Raw genomic sequence first — 23901 nt, forward strand, 5'->3', positions numbered from 1 at the left:
TCCCTCTGCTCCGAGGCGAGTACGGTCGACGATCCGATCAGTGCAGCGGATGGATCCGTACGCCCCTGGGAGCACGCCCATGGCCTTTGCCCGCGGGACGTGTGGCAGGAACCGCCCTGCGATGGTGAAGACACCGGGGTTGGATTTCCGCTCCGCCGTCCACTCGTCCGCAGGTATACGGCAGCGACGCCCGGGCGGGCGTGGTCCGCGCGCTGGCCGCCGTGGCCGGAGCACTCCTCCTGCTCTGCGCCAGTACCAGCTGGGTTCCGGCCCAGATCGGCTCCAGGGCGGAACTAACCGGCTGTCGCCGACCCTTGGCGTGGCGGTCTTCCTGGTCGCCGTGACGGCACGCGCCCCGCCTGGGTCGTCCGGAGCGGCCTGGTGATCGGGGTGGCCAGCGTGTTGTCGATGAGCTCGCTCGTCGCCGAGGACGGTTCGGTGTTCATCCCGGTCGGCCGCTTCCTCGACTTCGTCTGGTTCGTCGCGCTCAGCGTGCTGCTGTGGGGGCGGGGCGGGCGAACGGATGATCTCACCGGTTCCGGTTTGCCGCGGCATCCCTGAGGCCAATGCCGAGCAGGAGGCGGAAACCGGATTTGCGATCACCGTCCGCGGTCGCCGTTCCCACGGGGAATGGTGACCGCGGAGGTGGGGAATTTCGGAGCGGTTCCCGCCCTCGCAGCAGCGATGGGAGCGGTGGCACCCAGACTCCGCAGCGGCTGGGGCGTTGAGGACACCCGCACCCGCACCCGCACCCGCACCCGCACCCGCACCGTCTGGTCCGGCCTGGTCCGCGTCGGCGCCGTCCAGCTGGCCGATCGTCTCAACGCCCCCGGCGCCCTAGCCGGCTCCCGCAGTCCACGCGCTGCGGTCTGCGCCTGCCGGGGCGGCGGATGAGGCGCCCCCGCGCTCCGTGCGGCGGTTGCGGCGTCAGGAGCCCGACGTGTGGTCCTCGAAGTAGAACCAGTTGTCACCGTTCTCCGCGGAGAAGATGTATGAGCCGTCGTCCTCCCACTCGTCCGTCTGGCCGACGACGATCGAGGACACCTTGTCGTGGAGGGCGCCGTCCACCCTCCGGGTGTCCGCGTCCAGGGTGATCTTCTCCCCGGTGAAGTCCGCGTGCTCGTAGAGCGTCACCTTCCACCCGGACGGCACGCGGACGGAGGAGATGCAGTCGTTCATGGACGGGTCGAGCTTGTGGCGCCCGTGGTCGAGCGTGGCGCTCTTGCCCTTGTAGTCGACGTCGGCGTAAACGGTCACCGGCATGGGAGACGGTCCTTTCTCGCACAGTGTTACTAATTGAACACTGTAAGTAGCTAAGTGGCGCGTCGCTCGTCGAGACCGCCGGCCGTCCCGTCCCTCCGAGATACGGGCCGCGGTGATGTCCGGGGAGGAATCCGACTCGACATCGGAGACCCACATTGGGGTGCCGTCCGGCGCGGCCATGAACTGAATGTTGCCGCCGAAGCTCTTGTAATTCTGGGAGAACCACAGGTTGTTGCCCTTCTCCCGGACCCCGGACCCCGGCCATCCGGTCGCAGGCGATCAGCCACGGCGGAGATCAGCAGCCCCTGCCGCCCGGGTACTCGGCCTGGGGCTGGTCGCGAGGGCACGTGGAAGCAGTTGTCCTGCTACTGGAGTCCGTATTGGCGTGTGCGCAAGACCGGTTGGCCCAGTTGGAGGACGGCTAGGGTGCTGGTCATGCCTGGTGATCTCCAAAGCAATGGCCCGGCCCGTGAGGCTGTGACGGTCGGTGGGCGGCTGACGGATCCCGGGTGGCTGGTGAACGGCGATCCTGAGCGGGTCCTGGCGGTGCTGGGCGATGCTGCCGGGCGGGAGGAGGCGTTGGCGGCTGCGGTCTACCGGGCATCGGCACATCTGCACCATGACGCCGGTGCCGGCGTGCGGCGGCAGTTGCTGGCGCTGGACGCAGCCCGGTACGGGGACCGGGAGCTGGCGGCACGGATCACCGGAGCAGCGGTGGACGGCGGAGCTGATGCCCGGTGGGGGGTGGAGTGGGCGACCGGTGGCACGGTCGACCACCGCCTCCGGTGCACTCTGACCGGTCACTTCGGCGAGGTGTGGGCGGTGGCGACGGGCGTGCTGGAGGGCCGTCCGATCGTCGTCATCGGCAGCGGGAAAGGGACGGTGTGGGTGTGGGACCTGGCCGCCGGCCGGCCCATCGGTGAACCCCTCACCGGCCACACCGGCCCCGTGCTGGCGGTGACGACGGGCGTGGTGGAGGGCCGTCCGGTCGCCGTCACCGGCAGCTGGGACGGGACGGCGCGGGTGTGGGACCTCGCCACCCGCCGGCCCATCGGCGGCCCCCTGACGGCTACCGTCGGCGAGGTGGGGGCGGTGGCGACGGGCGTGCTGGAGGGTCGCCCGGTCGCCATCACCGGCGAGAAGCACGGGACGGTGCGGGTGTGGGACCTGGCCGCCCGAGAGCCTGTCGGCGAACCCCTGACCGGCCACGCCGGTCCTATACGAGGGGTGGCGACGAGTGTGCTGGAGGGTCGTCCGGTCGTCATGGCCAGCGGCGGGAAGGGGACGGTGCGGGTGTGGGACCTGGCCACCCGAGAGCCCGTCGGCGAACCCCTCACCGACCCCACCGGCCCGATTCGAGGGGTGACGACGAGTGTGGTGGAGGGCCGTCCGGTCGCCGTCACCGGCAGTGAGACGGGGACGGTGCGGGTGTGGGACCTGGCCACCGGCCAGACCGGTGAGCCCTTCAGCAGCCCCAGTGGTGGGGTGAACGCGGTGGCGACGGGCGTGGTGGAGGACCGTCCGGTCGCCGTCACCAGCAGCTGGGACGGGACGGCGCGGGTATGGGACCTGAGTACCGGCCGGCCCGTCGGTGAGCCCCTGACCGGGCACTTCGGCGAGGTGTGGGCGGTGGCTGCGGGTGTGGTGGAGGGCTGTCCGGTCGCCGTCACCGGCAGCCACGACGGGACGGTGCGGGTGTGGAACCTGGTCACTAGCGCGTCCGTCGGTGAGCCCCTGACGGGCCACGCCGGCCCGATACGAGCGATGGCGACGAATGTGGTGGAGGGCCGTCCGGTCGCCGTCACCGGCAGCCGGGACGGGGCGGCGCGGGTGTGGGACCTGGCCACCCGCCGGCCTATCGGCGGCCCCCTGACGGCTACCGTCGGCAAGGTGGTGGCGGTGGCGACGGGCGTGCTGGAGGGCCGTCCGGTCGCTGTCACCGGCAGTTGGGACGGGACGGTGCGGGTATGGGACCTGGCCACCGGCCAGCCCGTCGGTGAACCCCTCACTGCCCGCACCGGCAGGCGGGAAGTGGCGTTGGGTGTGGTGGAGGGTCGCCCGGTCGCCATCACCAGCGAGGAGTACGGGACGGTGCGGGTGTGGGACCTGGCCACCCGAGAGCCCGTCGGAGAACCCCTCACCGCCCCCACCGACCCGGTGGGGGCGGTGGCGACGGACGTGTTGGACGGCCGTCCGGTCATCATCGGCATCGGGAATGGGACGGTGCGGGTATGGGACCTTGCTACCCGCCGACCCGTCGGTGAGCCCCTGACCGGTTACTTCGGCGAGGTAGGGGCGGTGGCGACGGGCATGGTGGAGGGCCGTCCGCTCACCGTCACCGGTAAGGAGGACGGGGCGGTGTGGGTATGGGACCTGGCCACCCGCCAGCCCATCGGCGAACCCCTCACCGGCCACGAGGACCGCGTGTCGGCGGTGGCGACGGGCGTGGTGGAGGGTCGTCCGGTCGCCGTCACCGGCAGTAGCGATCGTACGGTGCGGGTGTGGGACCTGACCACCGGCCGACAGGTCGGAGCGGAGCTGGTGTTTCCTGCGGCGGTATATACGCTGGCCGTCACTTCGGATGGTCGGCTGATGGTGGGATTCGGCCGGGATGTGGCAGTACTGGCCCCCTGCTGACCAGGCTGGGCGGCACTGGCGCAGTGAGGTCGTCCGTCAGGCCGTCAGTCGACCAGCGCGCTGGCTGGCTGAAGATGTTCGCCGTTCTTCGACCGCTTGACGATCACCGGCTCCAGATGGAGCGTTCCCGGTGCCGAAGTCATGCCCATCCTCCGCCCCGTCATCGCCACCGGCGACTTCGACGACTACTGGGCCCCCGCGTAGGAGGCAGGGCACGGTGGGTCCGGTGGAAGCAATCCTGGCGGCTCGCTCTCGCTTCCGGCGGACTCCCCGCCCACCACGGCCGGCAGCTCGCTCATGATCTCCTGCCCGGGACGACGACGGCTCGACCGGCCGGGCCAGACAGGGGCAGCCCGTGCAACGATGTCCTTCATCGGCGTGAAGTGGGCTTTGTGTGCTCCTGCTTGGGAAGGCGGCCCGTGACATCTGTACGGAATTGGATCACGCGGGTCGCGTGGGCCGTACTGGCCGTGCCCGCCAGCGCGATCGTGACCGCGGGGGCATGGGGCATCGCCTACGGTGTGGCGAACACTCCCAACTGGTGGAACCCGCTGGTAGTGGGGTTCGGTGCAATGCTCGCCCTGGCCGGGCTGCTCGCACTGGTAGGCCTCCTGATGATTCTCCTGGAGGACTGGCACGACAGGGAGTACGGGAAACTCGAAATCGTGGCAGCCGTCTGCGTCGCGCTGACCACGTGGACGTTCTGCTCCGCGGTGCACCAGCAGGCCTTGCACGACCGCGGCCGGGCCGTACAGGCAGTCGTCGCCTCCCTGCACCCGACCGAGGACGAGTTCGGCGGGGACACAGGGAATGCGGCTGTGCTGAAGGACTCCTCGGGCCGCACCCTGTCCGGTCAGATCGACGCCGGCCGACTCGCCGTCGGGGACACGGTCACCGCGACCGTGGATCCCCGGGGTAAATACGGCGTCCAAGTCGGCTCTCCGCCTCAGGCTCCCGAACGTCTCTGGGAATTGGCCGCCGTACTCGCCGCTCTCCAGGCGCTGCTGTGCGCGGCGATCGGCTTCTCCGCGGTCCCACTGCGGTCCCCACGGCCGAAGCAGACCAACCAGCGTCCTACGGTGTCACCGGCCTCGTAGGAGCTGACGCCGGACTCGGGAGACCGTGCGCCGAACCCGCCTGCTGGGACCGGGCCCGCGCCGTAAGCGGGAGTCCTTCGAATGCTTGATCGGCGACGCGCTCCAGCGCGACCGCGTCGAACCCGGCCTTGGCCAGCACTTCCATGCCCCGGTTGATCGCCATGAGTAGTTGGCTGATTCCGGGGACGTCTGCCTCGGGATCGAGGTCGCCATGTCGCTGCGCAGCCTGAACGCACTCGGTCAGCGAACCCTCAATTCTCATGAGGGCCTGCCTGACACGCGCACCGGCCTGCGGATCGTGGTCGACACCCTCGACGACGAAGCCGGTCACCATGCAGCCGAGCCGGTCGGGGTCCTCGTGCACACATCGCGCTGACTTCACGAGATATGTGTGCAGCCGTTCCAGGGCGGTGTCATCGGGGCCTTCGAGTACGGCCGCCCAGGCGGCCTCATTGCGGTCGCAGTACGCCTCCAGGGTCCGCAGGTACAGCTTGCTCTTGTCGCCGAAGGCGGCGTAGAGGCTGCCCCGGCCCAGCCCGCCGGCCTTGGCGATGTCGTCAACGCTGGTGCCGGCGTATCCGGTACGGCGGAACTGCCGCTCGACGGCCTGTACGACCGTGTCCTTGTCGAATCCTGGTGGGCGCCCCATGAGGGCCAGCCTACAGGCCGAACGAGCATTCTTGACATTCCGTTCCACAACTTTCCACGGTTCCTGACAGAACGGTCCAGAACTCTGGAGTCCGTCGCTCACGGCATCCCGCGAATCCCGCAGAACGGATGAGACGCATGTCTTCGCAAGATCAGATGACCCGTCCACGAACGCAGAGAGCAGGCGGAGGCTCCTCGGACGCCCGTCCGGCTCTCATACTCGCCGTGCTGGCCATGGCGAGTTTCCTCGGCCAACTCGACGTGTGGATCACCAACGTCGGCCTGCCGGACATCGGGCAGGGCGTGGGCGCGGCGTCTCTGTCGGATCTGAGCTGGGTGCTCAACGGCTACGCGATCGTCTACGCCGCCCTTCTCGTCCCCGCGGGGCGGCTTGCCGACCGCTTCGGACGCAAGGCCGGCTTCCTTCTTGGCATGGCTGTCTTCGTAGCGGCGAGTGTGGGGGCGGGGCTGTCCGGCAACGTATGGATGCTGGTCGTCTTCCGTGCCGTTCAGGCGCTGGGCGCCGCCCTGCTGAACCCCGGCCAGCCTCGGCCTGGTGCTGACGAGTGCTCCTGCGGAGAAGGTGGAGCGGTACGTCAAGATCTGGTTCACCGCAGGCTCGCTGTCCGGAGTGTGCGGGCCGATTTTCGGCGGGCTGCTGGTCCAGATCTCCTGGCGGTGGCTGTTCCTCGTGAACATTCCGGTCGGGCTGCTCGCGATCGCACTGGCCGCCCGACTCGTGGCCAACGTCAAGCACGAACAGGACGCCCGCATCCCCGATCTGCTCGGCGGTGTCCTGCTGATCATCGTGGTCGGCGCACTGTCTCTCGGCGTGGTCAAGGCGCCGGACTGGGGCTGGTCGGACACCCGCGTCGTTTCGTCACTGGTCGTGGCCGCGGCCGGGGTGATGGTCTTCCTGCTCCGCTCGTCACGTCACCAGGTACCCGTAGTGGACCTCTCCCTCTTCCGTGACCGGATCTTCGCCTCGGCGAACCTCGCTGCCACCCTGCAACTGGCCTCGTTCGCCGGCCTCCTGCTGTCGACGATCCTCTGGCTGCAGAGCCACTGGCACTATTCCGCCATCAAGACCGGATGCGCCAGCCTTCCCGGCCCGGTGGGCTTCGCACTGGCTGCCACTCTCGGTGAAGCCCTCCAACGCCGATTCCGGGTGCCGGCCGGCCTCATCGCCGCGGTCGGCTGCACCATCGCCGCGGCAGGCGCCCTTCTCTTCGTCGTTCTGCTGCACAACGACCCGAACTACGCTTCCGGAATCCTCCCGTGCTGGCTGATCTTCGGAGCCGGCGCAGGGCTGGCGCTTCCGACCGTCGTCTCTTCCGCGACCGTCAGCCTGCCTCCCGAGCAGGCGGCCACCGGCAGCGCCATCGTGACCATGGCGACTCAGATCGGTTCGGTCGTCGGCATCAGCATCCTGGTCGCCATGCTCGGCACCGCCTCCGGTGGAGCCTCTCTCCAGACCTACCGGCACGCATGGTTTGTCGCGATGGGACTCATGGCTGCCGCGGCCGCGGTGTCGCTGGGCGTATCGCAGAAGAAGGCGGTGGCAGTCCGATGACGGCGTCCGTTCCGGCTCAGGCTTCCCGCGCCGCGGCCCCCGGCAGCGGGCGGGCCCGCTGGCTTGGCCTCCTGGTGGTCTGTCTCGGCGTCATGATGGCCTTCGTCGACGTCACCTCCACCATCTCGGCCCTGGGTGATATACAGGGTGACCTGCACGTCACTGCGAGCACGCTGGTATGGATCACCAGCGCGTACAGCCTTGCTGTCGTGAGCTTCGTGATGTCCGCCGGAACCTTCGGCGACCTCGTGGGGCGTCGACGCGTGTTCAGCCTCGGTGCCGCCGTCTTCCTGGCCGGCAGCGTACTCGCCGTTTTCGCCGACAGCGCCGGAACGCTCATCACCGCGCAGGCGATCGCGGGCCTCGGCGGCTCAGCCGTGTTGCCGACGAGCCTGGCGATCGTCAGTGCCACCTTCACCGACCCGCACGAGCCCACCGCCGCGATCGGCGTCTGGGCCGCGTGCTCCGGAGTGGGCCTGGCCATCGGCCCGATCCTCGCCGGAGCCCTGCTCGAACATTTCTCCTGGCACGCCGTCTACATCGCCAACATCGTCATCGCCGGTACGGCCCTCCTCCTGGCCCCGGTCTTCGTGGCCGAGTCCAGGCTCCCCACGCGCAAGCCCGATCTTGCGGGCCTCGTCCTGGGCACGGTGATGACGGCCTCGGCCACCTACGCGATCATTCAGGGCGGTGCGACGGGATACACCGAGGCACCGATCATCACCATGTACGTGGTCTTCGCTGTGTCTTTGTTCATGTTCGTACGCGTAGAACTCCGGCACCCCGACCCCATGCTGGACCTGAGGCTCTTTCGGAGCGCGTCCTTCTCGGCCGTCATGGGCGTGGCCGCTGTCAGCGTTTTCGGACTGGTCGGTGTCGCCCTGCTCAGCGTGCTCTACATGGAACGTGTGGGACAGACCAGTCCCCTCGACGCCGGCGTGCGCCTGCTGCCGCTGTTCGGAACATTTCTCCTGGTCACAGTAGTAGCCGCCCGGGTACTGGTACACCGGATCGGCTTCACCCCCTTGATCACTGCGGGCCTGGTCCTCATCGGAGCCGGATCTCTCGTGCTGCTCGCGACCGATGCCTCGGGAGGTTACGGGGCGATGTGGCCCGGGCTGCTCGTGGCGGGCATCGGAGCGGGTCTGCTGACGGCGCCTTCGACGGCTGCCGCAGTCAACAGTGTCTCGCCGCAGCAGGAGGGCATGGCGGCAGCAGCGGTGAACATGGCTCGTCAGCTGGGAACGGTGCTCGGCCCCAGTGTGCTCGGAACTGTCGTCACCAGTCGCTTCCCGCGGAACCTGCACGACCGTCTCGTCGAGGCGGGCATTCCCTCGCCGCAGGCGGACAGGATCGTGGCGGGTGCCCCACACGGCGGCGGCGCGACAGACCTTCCCGCATCCATCGCTCGCGTGGTGGGAACGGCGGTACCGAGGGCGTTCACCGACGCCGTGCACCTGGGCAACGTCATAGGCGGAGTTGTACTGATCGTCATGGCCGTGCCTACGGCGCTGTTCATCCGCCACAAGGTGCACGCCCCCCGGACGCCCGCCGAGGCGTAAGCGGTACGTCAACGGGACGGTGCGAGGCGCCCACAGGACTTCTGGCCGGACAACGTCCCCCGAACAGCCGGTGTTGATCGCTGAGTACAACCGTCAGCACCGGCACCGCCCGCCAACTGAGCACCGGTCGAACGAGGGCCGAACCTCCGGGCGACACCGTGATCAATCGTCGGCCCAGTTCGAACCAGATTGAAACCGTGCGCCTGACGCCCCGCGTCAGCGTGCGCGCGAAAGGGAGACACCAGCATGGCCAAATTCCTGCTCAGCGTCCACGTGCTGGCAGCGATCCTGCTCATCGGACCCGTCACCATTGCGGCGAGCATGTTCCCGCGTTACGCGCGCCAGGCACTGGCCGACGGACCCGAGCAGCAGTCGGCCGAGGGATCGGTCCGAATGCTGCACCGGATCTGCCGGGTCTACGCCGTGGCCGGCATCTCCGTCCCGGTCTTCGGTGTCGGCACCGCCGAGGTGATGGGCGTGATGGGCAGCACCTGGCTCATCGCCTCCATGGCTCTGACAGCGGTGGCCTGCGTCCTGCTGGGCATCGCGGTGCTCGGTACCCAGGACGTCGTGGTGACCCAGCTCGACATGCCCGAACACGCGTCGACCGCTGCGGAGTCCCTGCTCGCCCGGCTGCCCCGCCTGTCGATGATCACCGGCCTGTTCGCCCTCGCCTGGCTGATCGTGGTGGTCCTGATGATCGTCCGCCCTGGCTCGACGACAGGCGCATAACGTCCGTGTGGAAGACGGCCGGGTGGGCAGGCGCCTACAGCTGATCTCGCCACCAGGGGACGTGGGGAGAATCGGCACGGACGACCTTGGCTCTCTTAAGGATCTTGCCGTCAAGATGCCATACAAGCTCCCGCAACTCTCGTGCCGACTTCTTGGGCAAGGCGTGCATGATCTCTTCGAGGTGATCGCGTGAATAGCCCGGATCGCAGCCGCACTCGGGGATGCCGCACCTGGTGGAGGTGAAGGGATCAGCTATCCGCTTCAGCGGACCGTGAGCCAGGGCGGCCCAGTGCCAGAAGGCTTCGGCAGTGGCGCCCGGTGAGAAACGCGCGTGTTCCAGTCTGCGGATATCGGCTTGGCACGCCCCCGACAGACGGTTGATCGTCGGGTAGGGGTGGCGGAAGAAGTGCCTCGGGGTCCGTACGGGAAGAGTGCTCCGTACAGCGGATGGGCGCCTACGCGGCATTGCCCTTTCGGTTGTGAGTCATGACGGCAGGGTACCGCCGACAGTGCAAATGATCTAGAGACCCGCGGCCAGTGGCCCGTAGTAGACCGCTCGGCGCTCACTCTGGCCGGCAGCTGGTTGACCGCGGTGGAGGTGAACGCCGTGGCGGCGTGGACGGGCGGTGCGATCGCGACGGTGCCCAGGACCGAACCGATCATCACGGTGAGCACGATCGCCCAGAGGGACAGGAAGCGAGATCGTCGTCTCATCGGGCTACTCCCCTGAAGGCGCGGGCAGTGTGACGCCGAGGGCGGCCGGCGTGCCGAAGTTCGGTGTGCCGTCGGCGTTCCAGGTGAACTTCTGCGCTCTGGTGCTGCGGTTCATGTCGCAGCCGCCGGAGGCGGAACTGTTGGCGTGGTAGACCATCCAGTCCTCGGTCCCGTCGGGCGACTTGAAGAAGCCGTTGTGGCCGGGGCCGTACACGCCGTTGGCGTTGGACCTCTGGAAGACCGGGTTGGGCGACTTGACCCAGGAGGCGGAGTTCAGCGGATCGCCACCGTTGTAGGTGAGCATCCCCAGCTTGTAGTCGGGCGTGGAGCAGTGGCTGGCGGAGTAGACGATGAACGTCCTGCCGCCCCGCTGGAGGACTTCGGCGCCCTCGTTGACCGCGCCTCCCACCGTCTCCCAACTGTACGTGGGGGTGGACAGCACATGGCGGGTTCCGCCGGCGGTCCACGGATTGGAGAGCGGCCGGATGAACATCGGCTGCGACCCGTTGTAGAAGGTGCCGAGGAGGTAGAGCTTGCCGTCCAGTTGCAGAATGCTCGGGTCCAGCTCCCAGGTGTTGTCCTGGGTCGGGTCGAGGAGGTCGGCCTTGAAGGTGTAGGGCCCCATCGGGTCCAGGCCGGTGCTCTCCAGCACGTGGATCCGTTGGGTGCCCAGGTCGTACGGCTCCCGTCCGGCCGTGTAGTAGAAGTACCACCGCTTTCCGTCGGGGCCGTCGAGCAGGTGGAACTCCGGGGCCCACATCGTGCCGGCGCCGTTGGGCCGGGTGAGGTTGAAGATCACCTGGTCGGTGGCGGTGGCGAGCCCCGCGAGGGTGCTGGCCTTGCGCATGGTGATCGTCGAGTTCCAGGTGGTGGTGGCGAGGTAGTAGTACCCGTCGTAGTAGGTCAGCCAGGGGTCGGGCCCGTGCTGGGAGAGCGGGTTGGTGAAGGTGTGCGGGCTCGTGGAGCCGCCGGTGAAGCCGGCCAGCCGCCACACCCTGCCGTTCGCGGTGGCGCATGGCAGCTGCACCAGGCTGGTGTTCGAGGCCGACGAACCACCGCTCGGCGTCACACACTTGCCGGAGCTGATGGAGACCAGGTCGAAGGTCTTGTCGGTGCCGCTCACCGACACCGGCGTGAGCCGCCACTGCTGGTTCGTCCCGCCGTGGCAGGGCCACTGGATGATCGCGGCGTCGTCCGCCGTGGACGCGCCGTAGACGTCGACGCACTGACCCGACTGGGTGGTGATCGTGTAGGTGTCGCTCGACCCCGGGACGGGAGTGAAGCCGAGGTTCTGATTCGCTCCGGAACCGCATGTGAACGCGCGCAGCTGCGTTCCGTCGGTCGATGAACTGTCCGGCAGGTCAAGGCAGTTGGCGCCCTTCTGGTTCACCGCGGTTGAGGTGAACGTGACGGCCGCGGCAGCCGGTGGAGGCGCCACCAGGAAGGCGACCACCATGGCGAGCACGGCGGTGAGCACGGCCAGGCATCTGGAACGGGTCACTGGGCACCCCCTTCATCGCTTGGAGTTTGTGGCGGGGCCGTACACCTTTGCCTCGAGGAGCCCCACGGAATTGGTGCCGTTGCCGGTGAGCAGCACCCTCAGTCGCGTGGTGCTCGTCGCGGTGAACGTGACGGTGTTGTACTGGTCCTTGGCCAGGGGGTAGCCGCTCGCCCCGGGTACGTCGACGTAGGCGCTGCCGTTCCAGCACTGGAGCTTCCAGGAGGCCGGCATGTCGATGCCCTGGTCGTCGTCGAAGAAGTAGACCTCGGCCTTGTTGATCGTCTGGGCCGACGGCCAGGTCAGTTCGGCCCATTGCTGTCCGGTCTCCGGCCAGGTGCCCCACCGCGGGTTCACGGTGTCGTTGGACGAGGGCGGGTCGATGCCGTCGTTGACGGCGTTGACGCTCTCCCAGGAGGAGGTGTACGACGCGGACGCGGTCGCGGACGTCGCCAGGTTGGTCGGAGCCGGTGGCTGGACGCCACCCCGGTTGAAGATCTTCACCTCGGTGAGGCCCGTCTTGGCCCCGGAGGCGTTGGTGGCCAGGACCCTTACGCGTTGGGCGTCGACCGCGGGGAACTGCACCAGGTTGTAGTTGGCCCGCGGTGCCGCCGGGCTCTTGGTCTGGCCGGGCACGTTCACCCACGTACTGCCGTTGTAGTACTGGATGCTGTACGAGGACGGGGCTCGGTAGGTGGTGCTCGCCGGGCGGCTGTCCTTGAAGTACAGGCGCACCTCGTTGATCGTACGAGCGGTGCCGAGGTTCAGCTCGTACCAGTCCTGGCTGTTGGGGGAGCCGCCGGCGCCCCAGAACGGCTCGTTGGTGGGATAGCCGTCGACCGCGCCGGAAAGGGTGCTGCCCGAGCCGGTGTAGGAGGCGGTCGCCGTCGCCCCGGCCGCGAGGTTGGTCAGGTCGGCGGTCAGGTCGACGCCGGCCTTGGCGAACATGTCGACCAGCCGGGGACTGTCCTGTACGACCTGGTTGGGGGCCTTGAGGCCGGGAACGGCCGAGTGGTAGGTGACCGTGCCGCTCGTGGTGACGTCACCGGTGGCCGGATCCCAGGTGAAGGGAACCAGCGAGTTGACGGTGGCGACCCGGTTGCCGTTGACGTAGATGGAGTACCCCTCCGGGACGCCCGGATAGCGCACCACGCCGTCGGCCGGGTCGTCCCAGACGATGGACAGGTCGGCGCCTCGGTAGCGGAGGTTGTTGACGGTGAAGTGGTCCCAGCCGATGTCGATCGGGGAGAGCTCGACCTTGGCGTCGTTGCGGGGCCGCAGCCCGGCGACGTCCTCGATCACGGTCCAGTTGCTGCTGCCCAGGATGTTGTGGTGGATCCAGGACCGGTAGTCGATGCTGCTGCCGTTCCAGTCGGCCCAGAACTCGTTGGCGTCGGGCCACTGGGTGTTGCCGCCGATGTACTGCGCCCAAGCGTTCCAGTAGAGCAGCTTCTTGTAGTCGGTCGCGTTCATCCAGGAGTTGGGATAGTTCCGCAGCACCGAGGAGTACAGCCGGAACTGGACGGTGGAGTTGATGGTGGAGAAGTTGTTCGAGCCCGGGCTCCCGGCGTCCGCCGCCGCCTTCTTGTCGACCTGGTTGGCCGTGTAGAAGGGGAAGACGGGGTACTGGGCCGGGTCGTCGAACAGGCGCAGGGCCTGCTTGTAGGTCGCGGTGTTGGGGACGGCTCCGACCGAGAACGGGTAGTAGTTGTTGATCTCCTTCCAGGGCACCCATTCGTTGGTCGACTTCAGCCGGTGCTCGAACAGTTGGTGGTTCGGGTTCCACAGCACGTTGAGGATCGCGTCCTTGATCTGCTGCGCGAGCGTGCGCATCTCGGTGGCCTTGGCCGTGTTGCCGGTCGCCTCGTAGGCCTGGGCGGCGGCGAGCGCGCCGCTGTACTGGTAGGCGGACTCGGCGCGGTCCATGTTGCCGGGCTTCCAGTGGAAGGAGACCGCGTCGGCGTCGTTGCCCGTCAGGGCGCCCCAGTCGTACTCGATGAGCTTGTTGTTGTCGTGGTCGTAGTAGGCGAGTTGGCCCTTGACGTCGCCCTCCGCGTAGTGGGCCAGGTTGCCGGCGATGGCCGGCTGGCCGCCGTGGATCTGGTAGCTCCTCCACGCGGCCTCGGCGATGTACTGGGTGTAGCTGTTGGACCAGTTCTCCGGGTCGCCGGGGTTGTCGAGGAAGCGGCCGTTCTTGGAGATCTGGCCGACGTTCAGCCAGTCCCCGTACGCGTAGGCCGGGTTGCGCAGGTACTTCAGGTCGTCGATGTGCATGGGCTGGGTGAGCGCGATGGCGTTGTTGTAGCCGAGGGCGCCCTCGACGGAGGTCGGGAACTGGAAGGTCTGGCCGGGGATGTCGGCGTCGAGGCTGTTGAAGCGCATCAGCCACCAGCGGTAGTAGATGCTCTTCTTGATCGCGGGCTCGGGCACGTCGATGTAGGGCACGTTCTGCGCCCACCACAGGTTGTAGGCCCTGACGTGGGTCGCGAACGCGGTCGCGGGGGAGTAGCCCGCGTAGGCGTTGTACTCCGTGAGGGACTCGGGGATCTCGTCGGTGACGAAGCCCATGACCACCTTCGTGGTCACCGTGGCTCCGGCCGCGATCGTGACCGACCGGTTGAGGCCGCCGTTGGAGACGGCGAAGCCGTCGCCGGTGAGCCGGGGGCGGACGGTCGTGAGGTTGTTGTAGGCGTTCACCTGCCCGGTCAGCTCGCTGCCGGTGCCCGTGGTGGCGTACGGGGAGGTTGCCCGTAACTGCAGTGTGGTGGAGCTCGTGCCGTTGTTCTTGATGGACAGGTTGGTCACGGCGACGTTGTTGTCGGTGATGAACTTGGTCTGGTTGACCGTGATCGAACCGCTGGTGTGCACGCTCTTCCAGTAACTGGGAGCCTGCCAACGCTGGGAGACCTGCTCCGTGAAGGTCCCCGGGGTGATCGCGACGGTGTAGGCGCTGTTGTCGCTGATGCTCTCCCAGTAGGCGACCTTGCCGGCGAACCCGAGCTTGGAGGGGTCGTGTTCCTTCATGAAGACGGCGCGGCCACGGCTCATCAGCCAGGGGCCGGACGGGTCGTCGCCGGAGCGGGCCAGCAGGCGGTCCATCCAGAAATCGGTTCCCGAACTCTCCGCGTCGTAGATGCTCCGCATCATGTCGCCCGGTGTGTAGGCGACAGGCGGGGAGAGGATCGCGGGTCCGCTGAAGGTGGGGAACCCTATGGTCTGCGCCGCGTGGGCCGGGGTCGCGGTGAAGACGGAGCAGACGATGAGCACCAGCGCGAGGAGGAGGCGCTTCATGCCAGGGCCTGCCGTTCCTGGATGCCGTACAAGCGATGGGGCTTCGAGGCCGCGCCCGGCCGGAGCCGGGTCATGCTGCCGCCTGCTCGTGCGCCGTCGTCGTGGCGGTGGGACGCGCTGCCGGCCCCGCCGGGGGCGGCCGTCCGTCTTCTTCTCATCGGATGCTCCCTGTCCGGTCGACAGCAAGGGCCTGCACCCGGGCGCGCATGGTGACGGGGCATCGATTGCCGTCGCTCATGTAGTGCTCATGACATAAAACTGTGCACATGGAAGCGCTGAAGTGCGAGGAAGGGGACCGGTCGGGGAGTGTTCCCCCGCGTCCCCGAGAGGTGCTGAAACGAACCTAAAAGGTTTTCGCAACGTAGGTGTGGGCCCTGGAAGTGTCAAGAGGGCTGCGAGACGCCCCAGGGTGCCGGTCGCGGGGATCAGGACAGCGGCGCGGTGGACCCCCTGATCACCACGCGGCAGGGCAGGGTCTCGACGCCCGAGAGCCGGGCCCCGGCGATCGCGCTGAACAGGGCGCGCGCGGCTGCCCGTCCGACCTGTTCGAGGTTCATGTCGACGCTGGTCAGCGGCGGGCGGGAGGCGGAGGTGAGGATCTGCCAGTTGTCGAAGCCCATGACCGCCACGTCCTCCGGCACCCGGTGGCCCCGCTCGCGCAGTACCTCCATGACGCCGCGGGCGATCTGGTCGCTGCCGCACAGGACGGCGTCGACGTCCGCGTGCTGGTCGAGCAGCATCGCCGTGGCTGCCCGCCCCCAGCCCTCCGACCACGCCCCGAACCGTGGTTCGCCGACCAGGGCGAGGCCGACGTCGGCGAGCGCGGACCGGGCGCCCTCGGCCCGCTCCTGTGCCGCGAGATACCCGGGGTCGCCGGTGATGTGAGCGATCCGGCGACGGCCGCAGGCGAGCAGATGGTCCACGGCGATCCGGCCGGCGCCCACGCTGTCGGGGACGATGGACAGATCCGCCGGATCCTCCGACGGCGCGTACGCGTAGACGACGGGAACGGGCAACTCGCGGCCCAGGGACGGGCGCGGGTCGGTCCGGCTGCCCACCACGATGAGGCCGTCGACCCGGCGGCCCAGCAGCGCGCGGACATGGTGCTGCTCGCGGATGGCGTCGCCACGGGCGTCACAGAGGAACACCGCGACCTCGCCCGCTCCGAAGGCGTCTTCGGCGCCCATGAGGATCGGGATGCTGAACCGGCCCTCCAGGTCGCTGGTGAGCAGACCGACGGTGCCCGTACGCCCGGCGAGCAGACCGCGGGCCAGCTGGTTGGGCCGGAACGACAGCCGCTCGGCCGCGTCGATCACCCGCTGCCGGGTCTCGGCGCGTACCTGGCTGCGGCCGTTGAGCGCCTTGGACGCGGTGGCGATGGACACGCCTGCCAACCGGGCGACGTCGCTGAGCGTGGCGGGCTGCGAACGAGAGGGGTCGGTGGCCTGTGCCATGGGTGCTCCTGTCTCGTGTCGCGTGCCGAGGCCGTCGGGCTGACACGTCGGGCGTAAAACAGTACGCGAAAGGTTTCGGAGGCGGATCCGCCCAGCCTTACGATGATCCGTCGACACTCGCTCGCTGCAAGGGGATTGACGAGTACCAGGTCGGGTTCTAGCGTCTCAGAAAACCTTTTCGGCCCTTTCCCGCCGCACCGTCCAGCGCCACCACCGCCATCGGCATCCATCGCACCGACGGCAGGCCGCGCACGGCCCGCCGCGACAAGAGGGGGAGCGAACATGGGGAGCACGGTCGGACCAGGTGGACGCGTACGCCGCCTCGTCACCGGCGCCGTTGCCCTGCTCGCCGCGGCGAGTCTGGTCACGGCGTGCGGGTCGGGGGGAGGCGGCTCGGGCGGTGGGGGAGGCGGGGCGGCGGGTCCCGACGGCGTCGACGACGGTACGACGCTGACGATGTGGACGCGTGCGGCGACCCGGCCGCAGAGCGAGGCCCTGGTCAAGGCGTACAACCAGAGTCACAAGAACAAGATCGAGCTGACCGTCGTCCCCACTGACGACTACCAGGCCAAGGTCGGTGCGGCCGCCGGGTCCAAGGACCTGCCCGACCTCTTCGCCTCCGATGTGGTGTTCGTCCCGAACTACACCTCCAGCGGGCTGTTCGCCGACCTCACCGAACGCATCGACGCCCTGCCTTTCGCCGAGCACCTCGCCCGGTCGCACATCAAGGCCGGCACGTACGAGGGCAAGAAGTACGTCGTGCCGCACACTCTTGACGTGTCGGTGCTCTTCTACAACAAGGACCTCTATCGCAAGGCCAAGCTCGACCCCGACAAGCCGCCCACCAGCCTGAGTGAGTGGGACCGGCAGGCTCGGGCGGTGGACGCGCTGGGCGGAGGCGTCAACGGCACCTTCTTCGGCGGCAACTGCGGCGGCTGCGGCGTCTTCACCTGGTGGCCGTCCGTCTGGGCCGCGGGGGAAGAGGTGCTCAACAAGGACGGAACCGCGGCTTCCCTCGCCTCCGACACCGCGAAGAAGGTGTACGACACCTACCGGGGGTGGGTGAAGGACGGCATCGTGGCCCCCGGCGCACGCGACGAGACGGGCGCGACCTGGACCGCGGTCTTCCCGAAGGGCAAGGTCGGTGTCATGCCCATGCCGTCGACCACCCTGGGGCTGATGCCCAAAAACCTCGACCTCGGCGTCGCACCCATCCCCGGACCCGACGGCGGCAGGTCCACATTCGTCGGCGGTGACGCCATCGGCATCTCCGCCACCAGCAAGTCCGCCGACCAGGCCTGGAACTTCCTCGCCTGGTCACTGGGCGACAAGGCGCAGGTCGAGGTGGTCGCCGCGCACAAGGACGTGGTGGCGCGCACCGACCTCGCGTCCAACAAGTACTCCAAGGCGGACCCGCGACTGGTGACGATCAACGAACTCGTGGCCGACGGTCGTACCCCGTACGCGCTGAAGTTCGGCCAGACCTTCAACGACCCCAACGGGCCCTGGCTGAAGCTGATGCGCGACGCCGTCTTCGGCGACGGGTCGTCCGTCGACAAGGACAACCAAGCGGTCAGCGCCTCACTGGCCGACTGAACGGCACCCGGCTCCCGCAGCATCCCTCCCACGTCACACGGCAGAGGAGAGTCATGCAGGTGAAGGCAGCCGACCCAGCGGCGGCCGAACCCCGGACCCGGCCGGAACGCCGGGTCCGTCCGTCCCGCGCGACCCCGCCCCGGTGGCGGTCCCGCAAAGTGAAGGGTCTCGCCTACGCGGCCCCCACGGCCGTGTTCGTCGCGGTGTTCTTCCTGCTGCCGCTGCTGCTCGTCGGGCAGATGTCGCTCAGTGACTGGCCGCTCCTCGCGGGCGACCGGGGCTTCAACGCCCCCGAGAACTACACCGATGCTACCGACAGCGCCCTGTTCTGGCCCGCGGTCCGCTTCACCGTCCTCTACACCGTGATCGTCACGGTCGTACTCCTCGGCCTCGCCCTCCTCCTCGCCCTGCTGGTGCAGGAGTCCCGGCCCGGGGCGGGCTTCTTCCGTACGGTCTACTTCCTGCCCGGCGCCCTGGGACTGGCCTCGGCGTCCCTGCTGTTCTGGGGCCTGTACAGTCCCAGCACCGGCCCGCTCAGCCGCATCCTGGGCAAACTCGGCCTCGTCGACGACCCGGTGTCCTTCCTCGGCACACCGACCTCCGCCCTGCTGTCGACGGTCTTCCTCATCGTCTGGAAGTTCGCCGGCTTCTACATGCTGATCCTCCTGGTGGGCCTCCAGCGCATCCCCCAGGAGGTGTTCGAGGCCGCCCGCATGGACGGCGCGAGCCGCGGCCAGATCTTCCGCTCCATCACGGTGCCGCTGCTGCGGCCGTCCCTCGCCCTGACACTGCTGCTGTGCGTGACCGGATCGCTGCTCGCCTTCGACCAGTTCTTCATCCTCACCAAGGGCGGACCCGACAACAGCACCGTCACCATAGTCCAGTTGATCTACCGCGAGGCCTTCCAACGGCTGAACCTGGGCACCGCGGCGGCCCTGTCGATCACCGTGCTGGGCGCCCTGCTCCTGCTCAACGCCCTCCAGTTCCGCGGCCTGCGCCGCGCCGACGAGTCATGAGCCGCAGCTCATGAGAAGGGACACCACGGTGCTGACCCGCGCCCTCGGCCGGACGCCCCACTACGTCGTCGCCGGAGGTCTGGCCGTCGTCTTCCTCTTTCCGCTGCTGTGGAACGCCTGGGCCTCCGTCAGCGGACAGCCCGGCACCGCACAGGAGTCCGGTTACGGCCTCGGCAACTACCGGACGCTGCTCCACTACGACGCGGGCCTGTGGCGATACCTGTTCAACAGCACCGTCGTCTCCGCCCTGACCGTCGCCCTGACCCTCGGGGTGTCGCTGCTGGGCGGTTACGCCTTCGCCCGCTTCGACTTCCCCGGCAAGAACCTGTTGTTCCTGGTGACCCTGGCCATCCTCATGGTCCCTTACGCCACCCTCCTCATCCCTCTCTACGTACTGCTCGGCAGACTCCACCTGCAGAACTCGCTGATCGGGCTGAGCCTGGTGCTGGCCATGTTCCAACTGCCGTTCGCCACCTTCATGATGCGGATCTCCTTCGAGGCGGTGCCTCGCGAACTCGAGGAGTCGGCGCTGGTCGACGGCTGCGGCACGGCGGGCGCGCTGCGGCGGGTCCTCCTCCCGGCGGTGCGACCGGGACTGATCACCGTCGGTCTCTTCGCGTTCCTCGCGGCCTGGAACGACTTCATCGCACCGCTGATCCTCATCTCCGACAGCGCGAAGGCGCCGCTGCCCCTGGCCGTCGCGAACCTGCGGCAGCAGAGCATGGGCGCCGTCGACTACGGCGCCACCGAGGCGGGCGTGGTGGTCCTCGCCGTGCCCTGCCTCCTCCTCTTCCTGCTGCTGCAACGGCACTACATACGGGGCTTCATGTCCGGCGCGCTCAAGGGCTGATGACTGATGGCTGACGCGCGGACGACTTGGCCGGACTACTGGGCCAGACGACCTGGCCAGACGACCTGGCCGGACAACCGAAGGGACGAACCGAAGGCATGAAGTGGTGAAGGAGAACACAGCGGGATCACTCGTCCTGCCCGTGGCACCGACCCGCGGCAGGCTGCGACCGCTCGGTCTCGACGAGGTCAGGATCACCGGGGGATTCTGGGCCCGCCGCCGGCACACCAACGAGAGCGCCACCCTCGGCCACTGCCGCGACTGGATGGAACGCGTCGGCTGGACCGGCAACTTCCGGGCCGCCGCGCAGGGCCGGGCCCACCGGGACCGACGCGGCCGGGAGTTCGCCGACTCCGAGCTCTACAAGCTCCTCGAAGCCATGGCCTGGCAGACCGGCGCCGCGCGCACGCTCGACGCGGACATCGCCGCACTCACCGAGACCGTCGCACCCGCCCAGGAACCGGACGGCTACCTGAACACCGCCTTCGGCCACCCCGGACAGCAGCCCCGCTACAGCGACCTCGAATGGGGCCACGAGCTCTACTGCCACGGACACTTGATCCAGGCGGGCGTGGCCCAGGCCCGGGCCCGGGGCGAGGGCGAACTGACGAAGATCGCCCGACGGGCCGCCGACCACGTCTGCGCGACCTTCGGACGGGGCGGCATCGAGGGCGTCTGCGGCCACCCCGAGATCGAGACAGCCCTGGTGGAACTCGCCCGGCTGACGGGGGAACAGCGCTACCTCGACCAGGCCGCGCTCTTCGTCGACCGCCGTGGCCACGGCACGCTCGCCGACAACGAGTTCGGCCGCGCCTACTACCAGGACGACTGGCCCGTACGACGGGCCGCGGTGCTGCGCGGCCACGCCGTGCGCGCCCTCTACCTCGCGGCCGGTGCCGTCGACGTGGCCGTGGAGACCGGGGACGACGACCTGCTCGACGCGGTCGTCCGGCAGTGGGAGGCGGCGGTCGCCCGACGGACCCATCTGACGGGCGGCATGGGCTCGCACCACCGGGACGAGTCCTTCGGCGACGACTTCGTCCTCCCGCCGGACCGCTCCTACTCGGAGACCTGCGCCGGCGTCGCCTCCGTGATGCTCAGCTGGCGGCTCCTGCTGGCCACCGGCGAGCCGCGTTTCGCCGACCTCGCCGAGCGGACCCTGTTCAACGTGGTCGCGACGTCCCCGGCGGAGGACGGCCGGGCCTTCTTCTACGCCAACACCCTGCACCGACGTCACCGGGGCGCCGTGCCCGCCGTGGACGCGGTGAGCCCGCGCGCCGAGTCGAGCCTGCGCGCGCCCTGGTTCGCCGTGTCCTGCTGTCCGACCAATGTGGCACGGACGCTGGCCCAGCTGCCCGCATACCTTGCGACGGCCGACGACCACGGCGTGCAACTGCACCAGTACGCCGACGCGGAGATCGCCACCTCACTCGAAGGCGGTCACGGGGTCGCGCTACGCGTCCGTACCGACTATCCGTCGGGCGGAAGCGTGACCGTGCGGATCGACCGGTCGTCCGCGGACCGCCCGTGGACCGTGTCGCTGCGCGTCCCCGCGTGGACGGCGGGCGCCACGACATGGCTGGTCGACCCGGACGGGACCCGCCGTACCGTGACCCCGGGCATGACCGAGGTGACCCGCGGGTTCCGGCCCGGTGATGAGATCCGGCTCGAACTGCCCGTACGGCCGCGCTGGATCAGGGCCGACCCGCGCGTCGACGCCGTCCGGGGCACGGTGGCCGTCCAGCGCGGTCCGCTGGTGTACTGCGCCGAGTCCGTGGACCTGCCGGAAGGACACGACGTCGACGTGATTCGGGTGGACGCGTCCGTCCCGCCGGAGGACGGGACGGACGGCACGGTGGTCACCGCCGGGCAGATCAGCGCGTACGACGTACAGCGCGATGAGACCTGGCCGTACCGGCCGCTCGACGCGACCGCCGCCGCGCCGTCCGCCGACCGCACGGGGATCGTCCTGGTCCCTTACCACTCCTGGGCGAACCGCGGGCCTTCGACGATGCGGGTGTGGCTGCCGGCCGTGGAACAGGACGGCGCCGGAACCCGCCGACGACCGACGACCGACGACCGATGACCGATGACCGATGACCGATGACCGATGACCGATGACCGGAGTCCGACGATGTCCCAACCCCCCACCCGACGCCGTTTGTTGAAACTCGCGGCCGGGACCGTGGCCGCGACCGCGCCCCGTTCGAGTACGCCACCCCGTCGGCGTACGCCGACACGACCGGCCCGGTCCCGCCCGCAGTGCCCGTCCGGCCCGCCGCGGCTCCGGTGCCCGCCCCGCCCACCTGGGCTGTGCGCCCCTTCCCACTGGACCAGGTGACGCTCAGTGACGGCGTGTTCCGCCGCAAGCGCGACCTGATGCTCGACTACGCCAGGGCGTACCCGGCCGACCGCATCCGGGAACGCTCAGGCCCTGACCATCGCCTCGAAAATGGGCGACTGGGTGCACAGCCGGCTCGGCCGTCTGCCGAAGGCTCAAGTGGAGCGGATGTGGTCGATCTACATCGCGGGGGAGTACGGCGGGATGAACGAGGTGCTGGCGGACCTGTACGCCCTCACCGGACGGGAGGAGCACCTCGCTGCCGCTCGCTGTTTCGACTGTGAGGATGGTCGGGTGCCGCTTCGGGCGGTGGCCTGACCCGTGTTTCGACTGGCGTTGCTGCCTTGGCGTTGATCTGTCGGCCACTGCCTGGAGCGGTACTCGCTGCCGCCGGGCAGGGGACGTGTCCCGATAGGGGCCTTCGCGACAGGCACCGTCACAGTCTTGACCGCCCCGGCCCGGCGACGGCCACCCGTACCCGAGGCGATCAGGAGACAGGCGACCTTGCCCAGCATCACGCAGTCCGCTGCCCCGTGTCACATCCCGGCCGACGCCGCCGAAGAAGTCCTGCTCGGCGTGGACACCCACAAAGACGTCCACGCCGCAGCCGTCATCACCACGCTCGGCGGCGCCCTGGACGGACGCAGCTTCCCGGCGACCGCAGAGGGCTATCACCAACTCGTCGCCTGGGCACGCTCGTTCGGCGTGCTGCGACGGGCCGGAGTCGAGTGCACCGGCTCCTACGGGGCAGCCCTGACGCGGCATCTGCGAGCCGAGGGCATCGAGGTGACCGAGGTCAATCAGCCCGACAAGGCCGCCCGCCGACGTCACGGCAAGACCGACGCCATCGACGCCGAGGCCGCCGCCCGCGCCGTGCTGTCCGGCCGGGCCACTGCCACAGCCAAGACGGGCGACGGCCCGGTGGAGATGCTGCGGCTGTTCAAGCTGGCCAAGAGCTCCGCGATCAAGTCCCGCACCCAGGCCATCAACCAGCTCAAGAGCGTCCTGATCTGCGCTGACGCCGAACTCCGCGAGTCCCTGGCCGGGCTGAGCAACCCGAAGCTGTTCCAACAGTGTGCCGCCTTCGCGGAATCGGAGATCTCCCGGCCGGCAGACGCCGCGCGGCACACCCTGAGACTGCTGGCCCGCCGCATCCAGAGCCTGACTGAGGAGATCAACGACCTCACCAAGCGGATAGCCGAAGCTGTCACTGCGAGCGCCCCTGCCCTGCTCGAGGTGAACGGCGTCGGCCCGGACAGTGCCGCAACCCTGCTCATCGCCGCTGGTGACAACCCCGGGCGCCTCGGCAGCGAGACGTCCTTCGCGGCCTTGTGCGGCACCAGCCCGGTCGAGGCATCATCCGGCAAGACCCAGCGTCGCAGACTCAACCGAGGCGGCGACCGCCAGGCCAACGCAGCAATCTTCCGCATCGTCCTCAGCCGCCTGCGCTGGGAGGAACGTTCCCAGGAGTACATGCGGCGGCGCCTCGCGGAGGGCAAGACGCGTCGCGAGATCATCCGCTGCCTCAAGCGGTACGTCGCACGCGAGATCTACCAAATCATCGTCCCCAAGACCACCGTGGCAGACCGCACGGGACCAGCCCAAGACGCCGCTTGACATCCATAGGGG

18 protein-coding genes and 2 pseudogenes are annotated in these 23901 nt (G+C 68.9%); 14 read left to right on the top strand and 6 right to left on the bottom strand.

The genetic code is table 11. The features are described from left to right. The first annotated feature begins 381 nt into the window (after positions 1 to 381). Both ABZ915_RS33660 and ABZ915_RS33665 read left to right on the top strand, forming a co-directional pair. Complete coding sequence (locus tag ABZ915_RS33660) at positions 382 to 561, top strand: hypothetical protein (protein WP_361811095.1); 180 nt, start codon at positions 382 to 384, stop codon at positions 559 to 561. A 132-nt stretch (positions 562 to 693) separates the two neighbouring features. Then, entirely contained in the window at positions 694 to 894 is a 201-nt protein-coding gene (locus ABZ915_RS33665) for a hypothetical protein (RefSeq protein WP_361811097.1), read from the top strand. A 33-nt stretch (positions 895 to 927) separates the two neighbouring features. Here ABZ915_RS33665 and ABZ915_RS33670 read toward each other — a convergent pair whose 3' ends face one another. Then, positions 928 to 1263: a peptidase inhibitor family I36 protein gene (locus tag ABZ915_RS33670; RefSeq protein WP_361811099.1), complete on the bottom strand. Its 336-nt coding sequence runs from the start codon at positions 1261 to 1263 to the stop codon at positions 928 to 930. A 435-nt stretch (positions 1264 to 1698) separates the two neighbouring features. Here ABZ915_RS33670 and ABZ915_RS33675 point away from each other — a divergent pair, with 435 nt between their 5' ends. Further along, positions 1699 to 3900 carry a WD40 repeat domain-containing protein gene (locus tag ABZ915_RS33675; RefSeq protein ID WP_361811101.1) on the top strand — a complete coding sequence of 734 codons (2202 nt, stop codon included), beginning with the start codon at positions 1699 to 1701 and terminating at the stop codon, positions 3898 to 3900. A 419-nt stretch (positions 3901 to 4319) separates the two neighbouring features. Then, positions 4320 to 4997, top strand: a complete 678-nt coding sequence (locus tag ABZ915_RS33680) for a hypothetical protein (RefSeq protein WP_361811103.1) — start codon at positions 4320 to 4322, stop codon at positions 4995 to 4997. Here ABZ915_RS33680 and ABZ915_RS33685 read toward each other — a convergent pair. Next, entirely contained in the window at positions 4975 to 5646 is a 672-nt protein-coding gene (locus ABZ915_RS33685; protein WP_361811105.1) for a TetR/AcrR family transcriptional regulator, read from the bottom strand. The two genes, ABZ915_RS33680 and ABZ915_RS33685, sit on opposite strands and share 23 nt — an antisense overlap. A gap of 233 nt (positions 5647 to 5879) precedes the next feature. Here ABZ915_RS33685 and ABZ915_RS33690 point away from each other — a divergent pair. The 4 genes and pseudogenes from ABZ915_RS33690 to ABZ915_RS33705 all read left to right on the top strand — a co-directional run. After that, positions 5880 to 6170: pseudogene (locus ABZ915_RS33690) on the top strand (MFS transporter); the annotation flags it as partial. Positions 6171 to 6195: 25 nt separating this feature from the next. Further along, positions 6196 to 7218, top strand: a pseudogene (locus tag ABZ915_RS33695) (MFS transporter); the annotation flags it as partial. Beyond that, a complete protein-coding gene (locus ABZ915_RS33700) occupies positions 7215 to 8780 on the top strand; it encodes an MFS transporter (protein ID WP_361811107.1) in 1566 nt (521 codons plus the stop codon). The pseudogene ABZ915_RS33695 and the gene ABZ915_RS33700, both read left to right, overlap by 4 nt. 246 nt (positions 8781 to 9026) lie before the next feature. Continuing rightward, positions 9027 to 9512, top strand: coding sequence for a DUF2269 family protein (locus ABZ915_RS33705; RefSeq protein ID WP_361811109.1), 486 nt, complete (start codon positions 9027 to 9029; stop codon positions 9510 to 9512). Positions 9513 to 10230: 718 nt separating this feature from the next. Here ABZ915_RS33705 and ABZ915_RS33710 read toward each other — a convergent pair. From ABZ915_RS33710 to ABZ915_RS33725, 4 genes are all read right to left on the bottom strand, one after another. Further along, on the bottom strand, positions 10231 to 11727 hold the full coding sequence (locus ABZ915_RS33710; protein WP_361811111.1) for a family 43 glycosylhydrolase: 1497 nt from the start codon (positions 11725 to 11727) through the stop codon (positions 10231 to 10233). 12 nt (positions 11728 to 11739) lie between these two features. Further along, positions 11740 to 15015 carry a discoidin domain-containing protein gene (locus tag ABZ915_RS33715; RefSeq protein ID WP_361811113.1) on the bottom strand — a complete coding sequence of 1092 codons (3276 nt, stop codon included), beginning with the start codon at positions 15013 to 15015 and terminating at the stop codon, positions 11740 to 11742. Then, positions 15012 to 15173, bottom strand: a complete 162-nt coding sequence (locus ABZ915_RS33720; protein WP_361811115.1) for a hypothetical protein — start codon at positions 15171 to 15173, stop codon at positions 15012 to 15014. The genes ABZ915_RS33715 and ABZ915_RS33720 overlap by 4 nt, the downstream gene beginning before the upstream one ends. 267 nt (positions 15174 to 15440) lie before the next feature. After that, positions 15441 to 16469, bottom strand: coding sequence for a LacI family DNA-binding transcriptional regulator (locus ABZ915_RS33725; protein ID WP_361811117.1), 1029 nt, complete (start codon positions 16467 to 16469; stop codon positions 15441 to 15443). A gap of 282 nt (positions 16470 to 16751) precedes the next feature. Here ABZ915_RS33725 and ABZ915_RS33730 point away from each other — a divergent pair, with 282 nt between their 5' ends. From ABZ915_RS33730 to ABZ915_RS33755, 6 genes are all read left to right on the top strand, one after another. Further along, positions 16752 to 18065, top strand: coding sequence for a sugar ABC transporter substrate-binding protein (locus tag ABZ915_RS33730; RefSeq protein ID WP_361811119.1), 1314 nt, complete (start codon positions 16752 to 16754; stop codon positions 18063 to 18065). A 53-nt stretch (positions 18066 to 18118) separates the two neighbouring features. Further along, a complete protein-coding gene (locus ABZ915_RS33735; protein ID WP_361811121.1) occupies positions 18119 to 19081 on the top strand; it encodes a sugar ABC transporter permease in 963 nt (320 codons plus the stop codon). Positions 19082 to 19109: 28 nt separating this feature from the next. Beyond that, positions 19110 to 19931 (top strand): carbohydrate ABC transporter permease, encoded by an 822-nt coding sequence (locus tag ABZ915_RS33740; protein ID WP_361811543.1) that lies wholly within the window; start codon positions 19110 to 19112, stop codon positions 19929 to 19931. Between the two features lie 106 nt (positions 19932 to 20037). Further along, the gene (locus tag ABZ915_RS33745) at positions 20038 to 22017 is read left to right on the top strand and encodes a beta-L-arabinofuranosidase domain-containing protein (protein WP_361811123.1); all 1980 of its coding nucleotides are present in this window, start codon (positions 20038 to 20040) and stop codon (positions 22015 to 22017) included. Positions 22018 to 22383: 366 nt separating this feature from the next. Then, positions 22384 to 22590, top strand: coding sequence for a beta-L-arabinofuranosidase domain-containing protein (locus tag ABZ915_RS33750; RefSeq protein ID WP_361811125.1), 207 nt, complete (start codon positions 22384 to 22386; stop codon positions 22588 to 22590). 186 nt (positions 22591 to 22776) lie between these two features. After that, positions 22777 to 23889: an IS110 family transposase gene (locus tag ABZ915_RS33755; RefSeq protein WP_361811127.1), complete on the top strand. Its 1113-nt coding sequence runs from the start codon at positions 22777 to 22779 to the stop codon at positions 23887 to 23889. Positions 23890 to 23901: the final 12 nt, after the last annotated feature.

Source organism: Streptomyces sp. NPDC046915 (assembly GCF_040644935.1).
Taxonomy (GTDB): Bacteria; Actinomycetota; Actinomycetes; order Streptomycetales; family Streptomycetaceae; genus Streptomyces.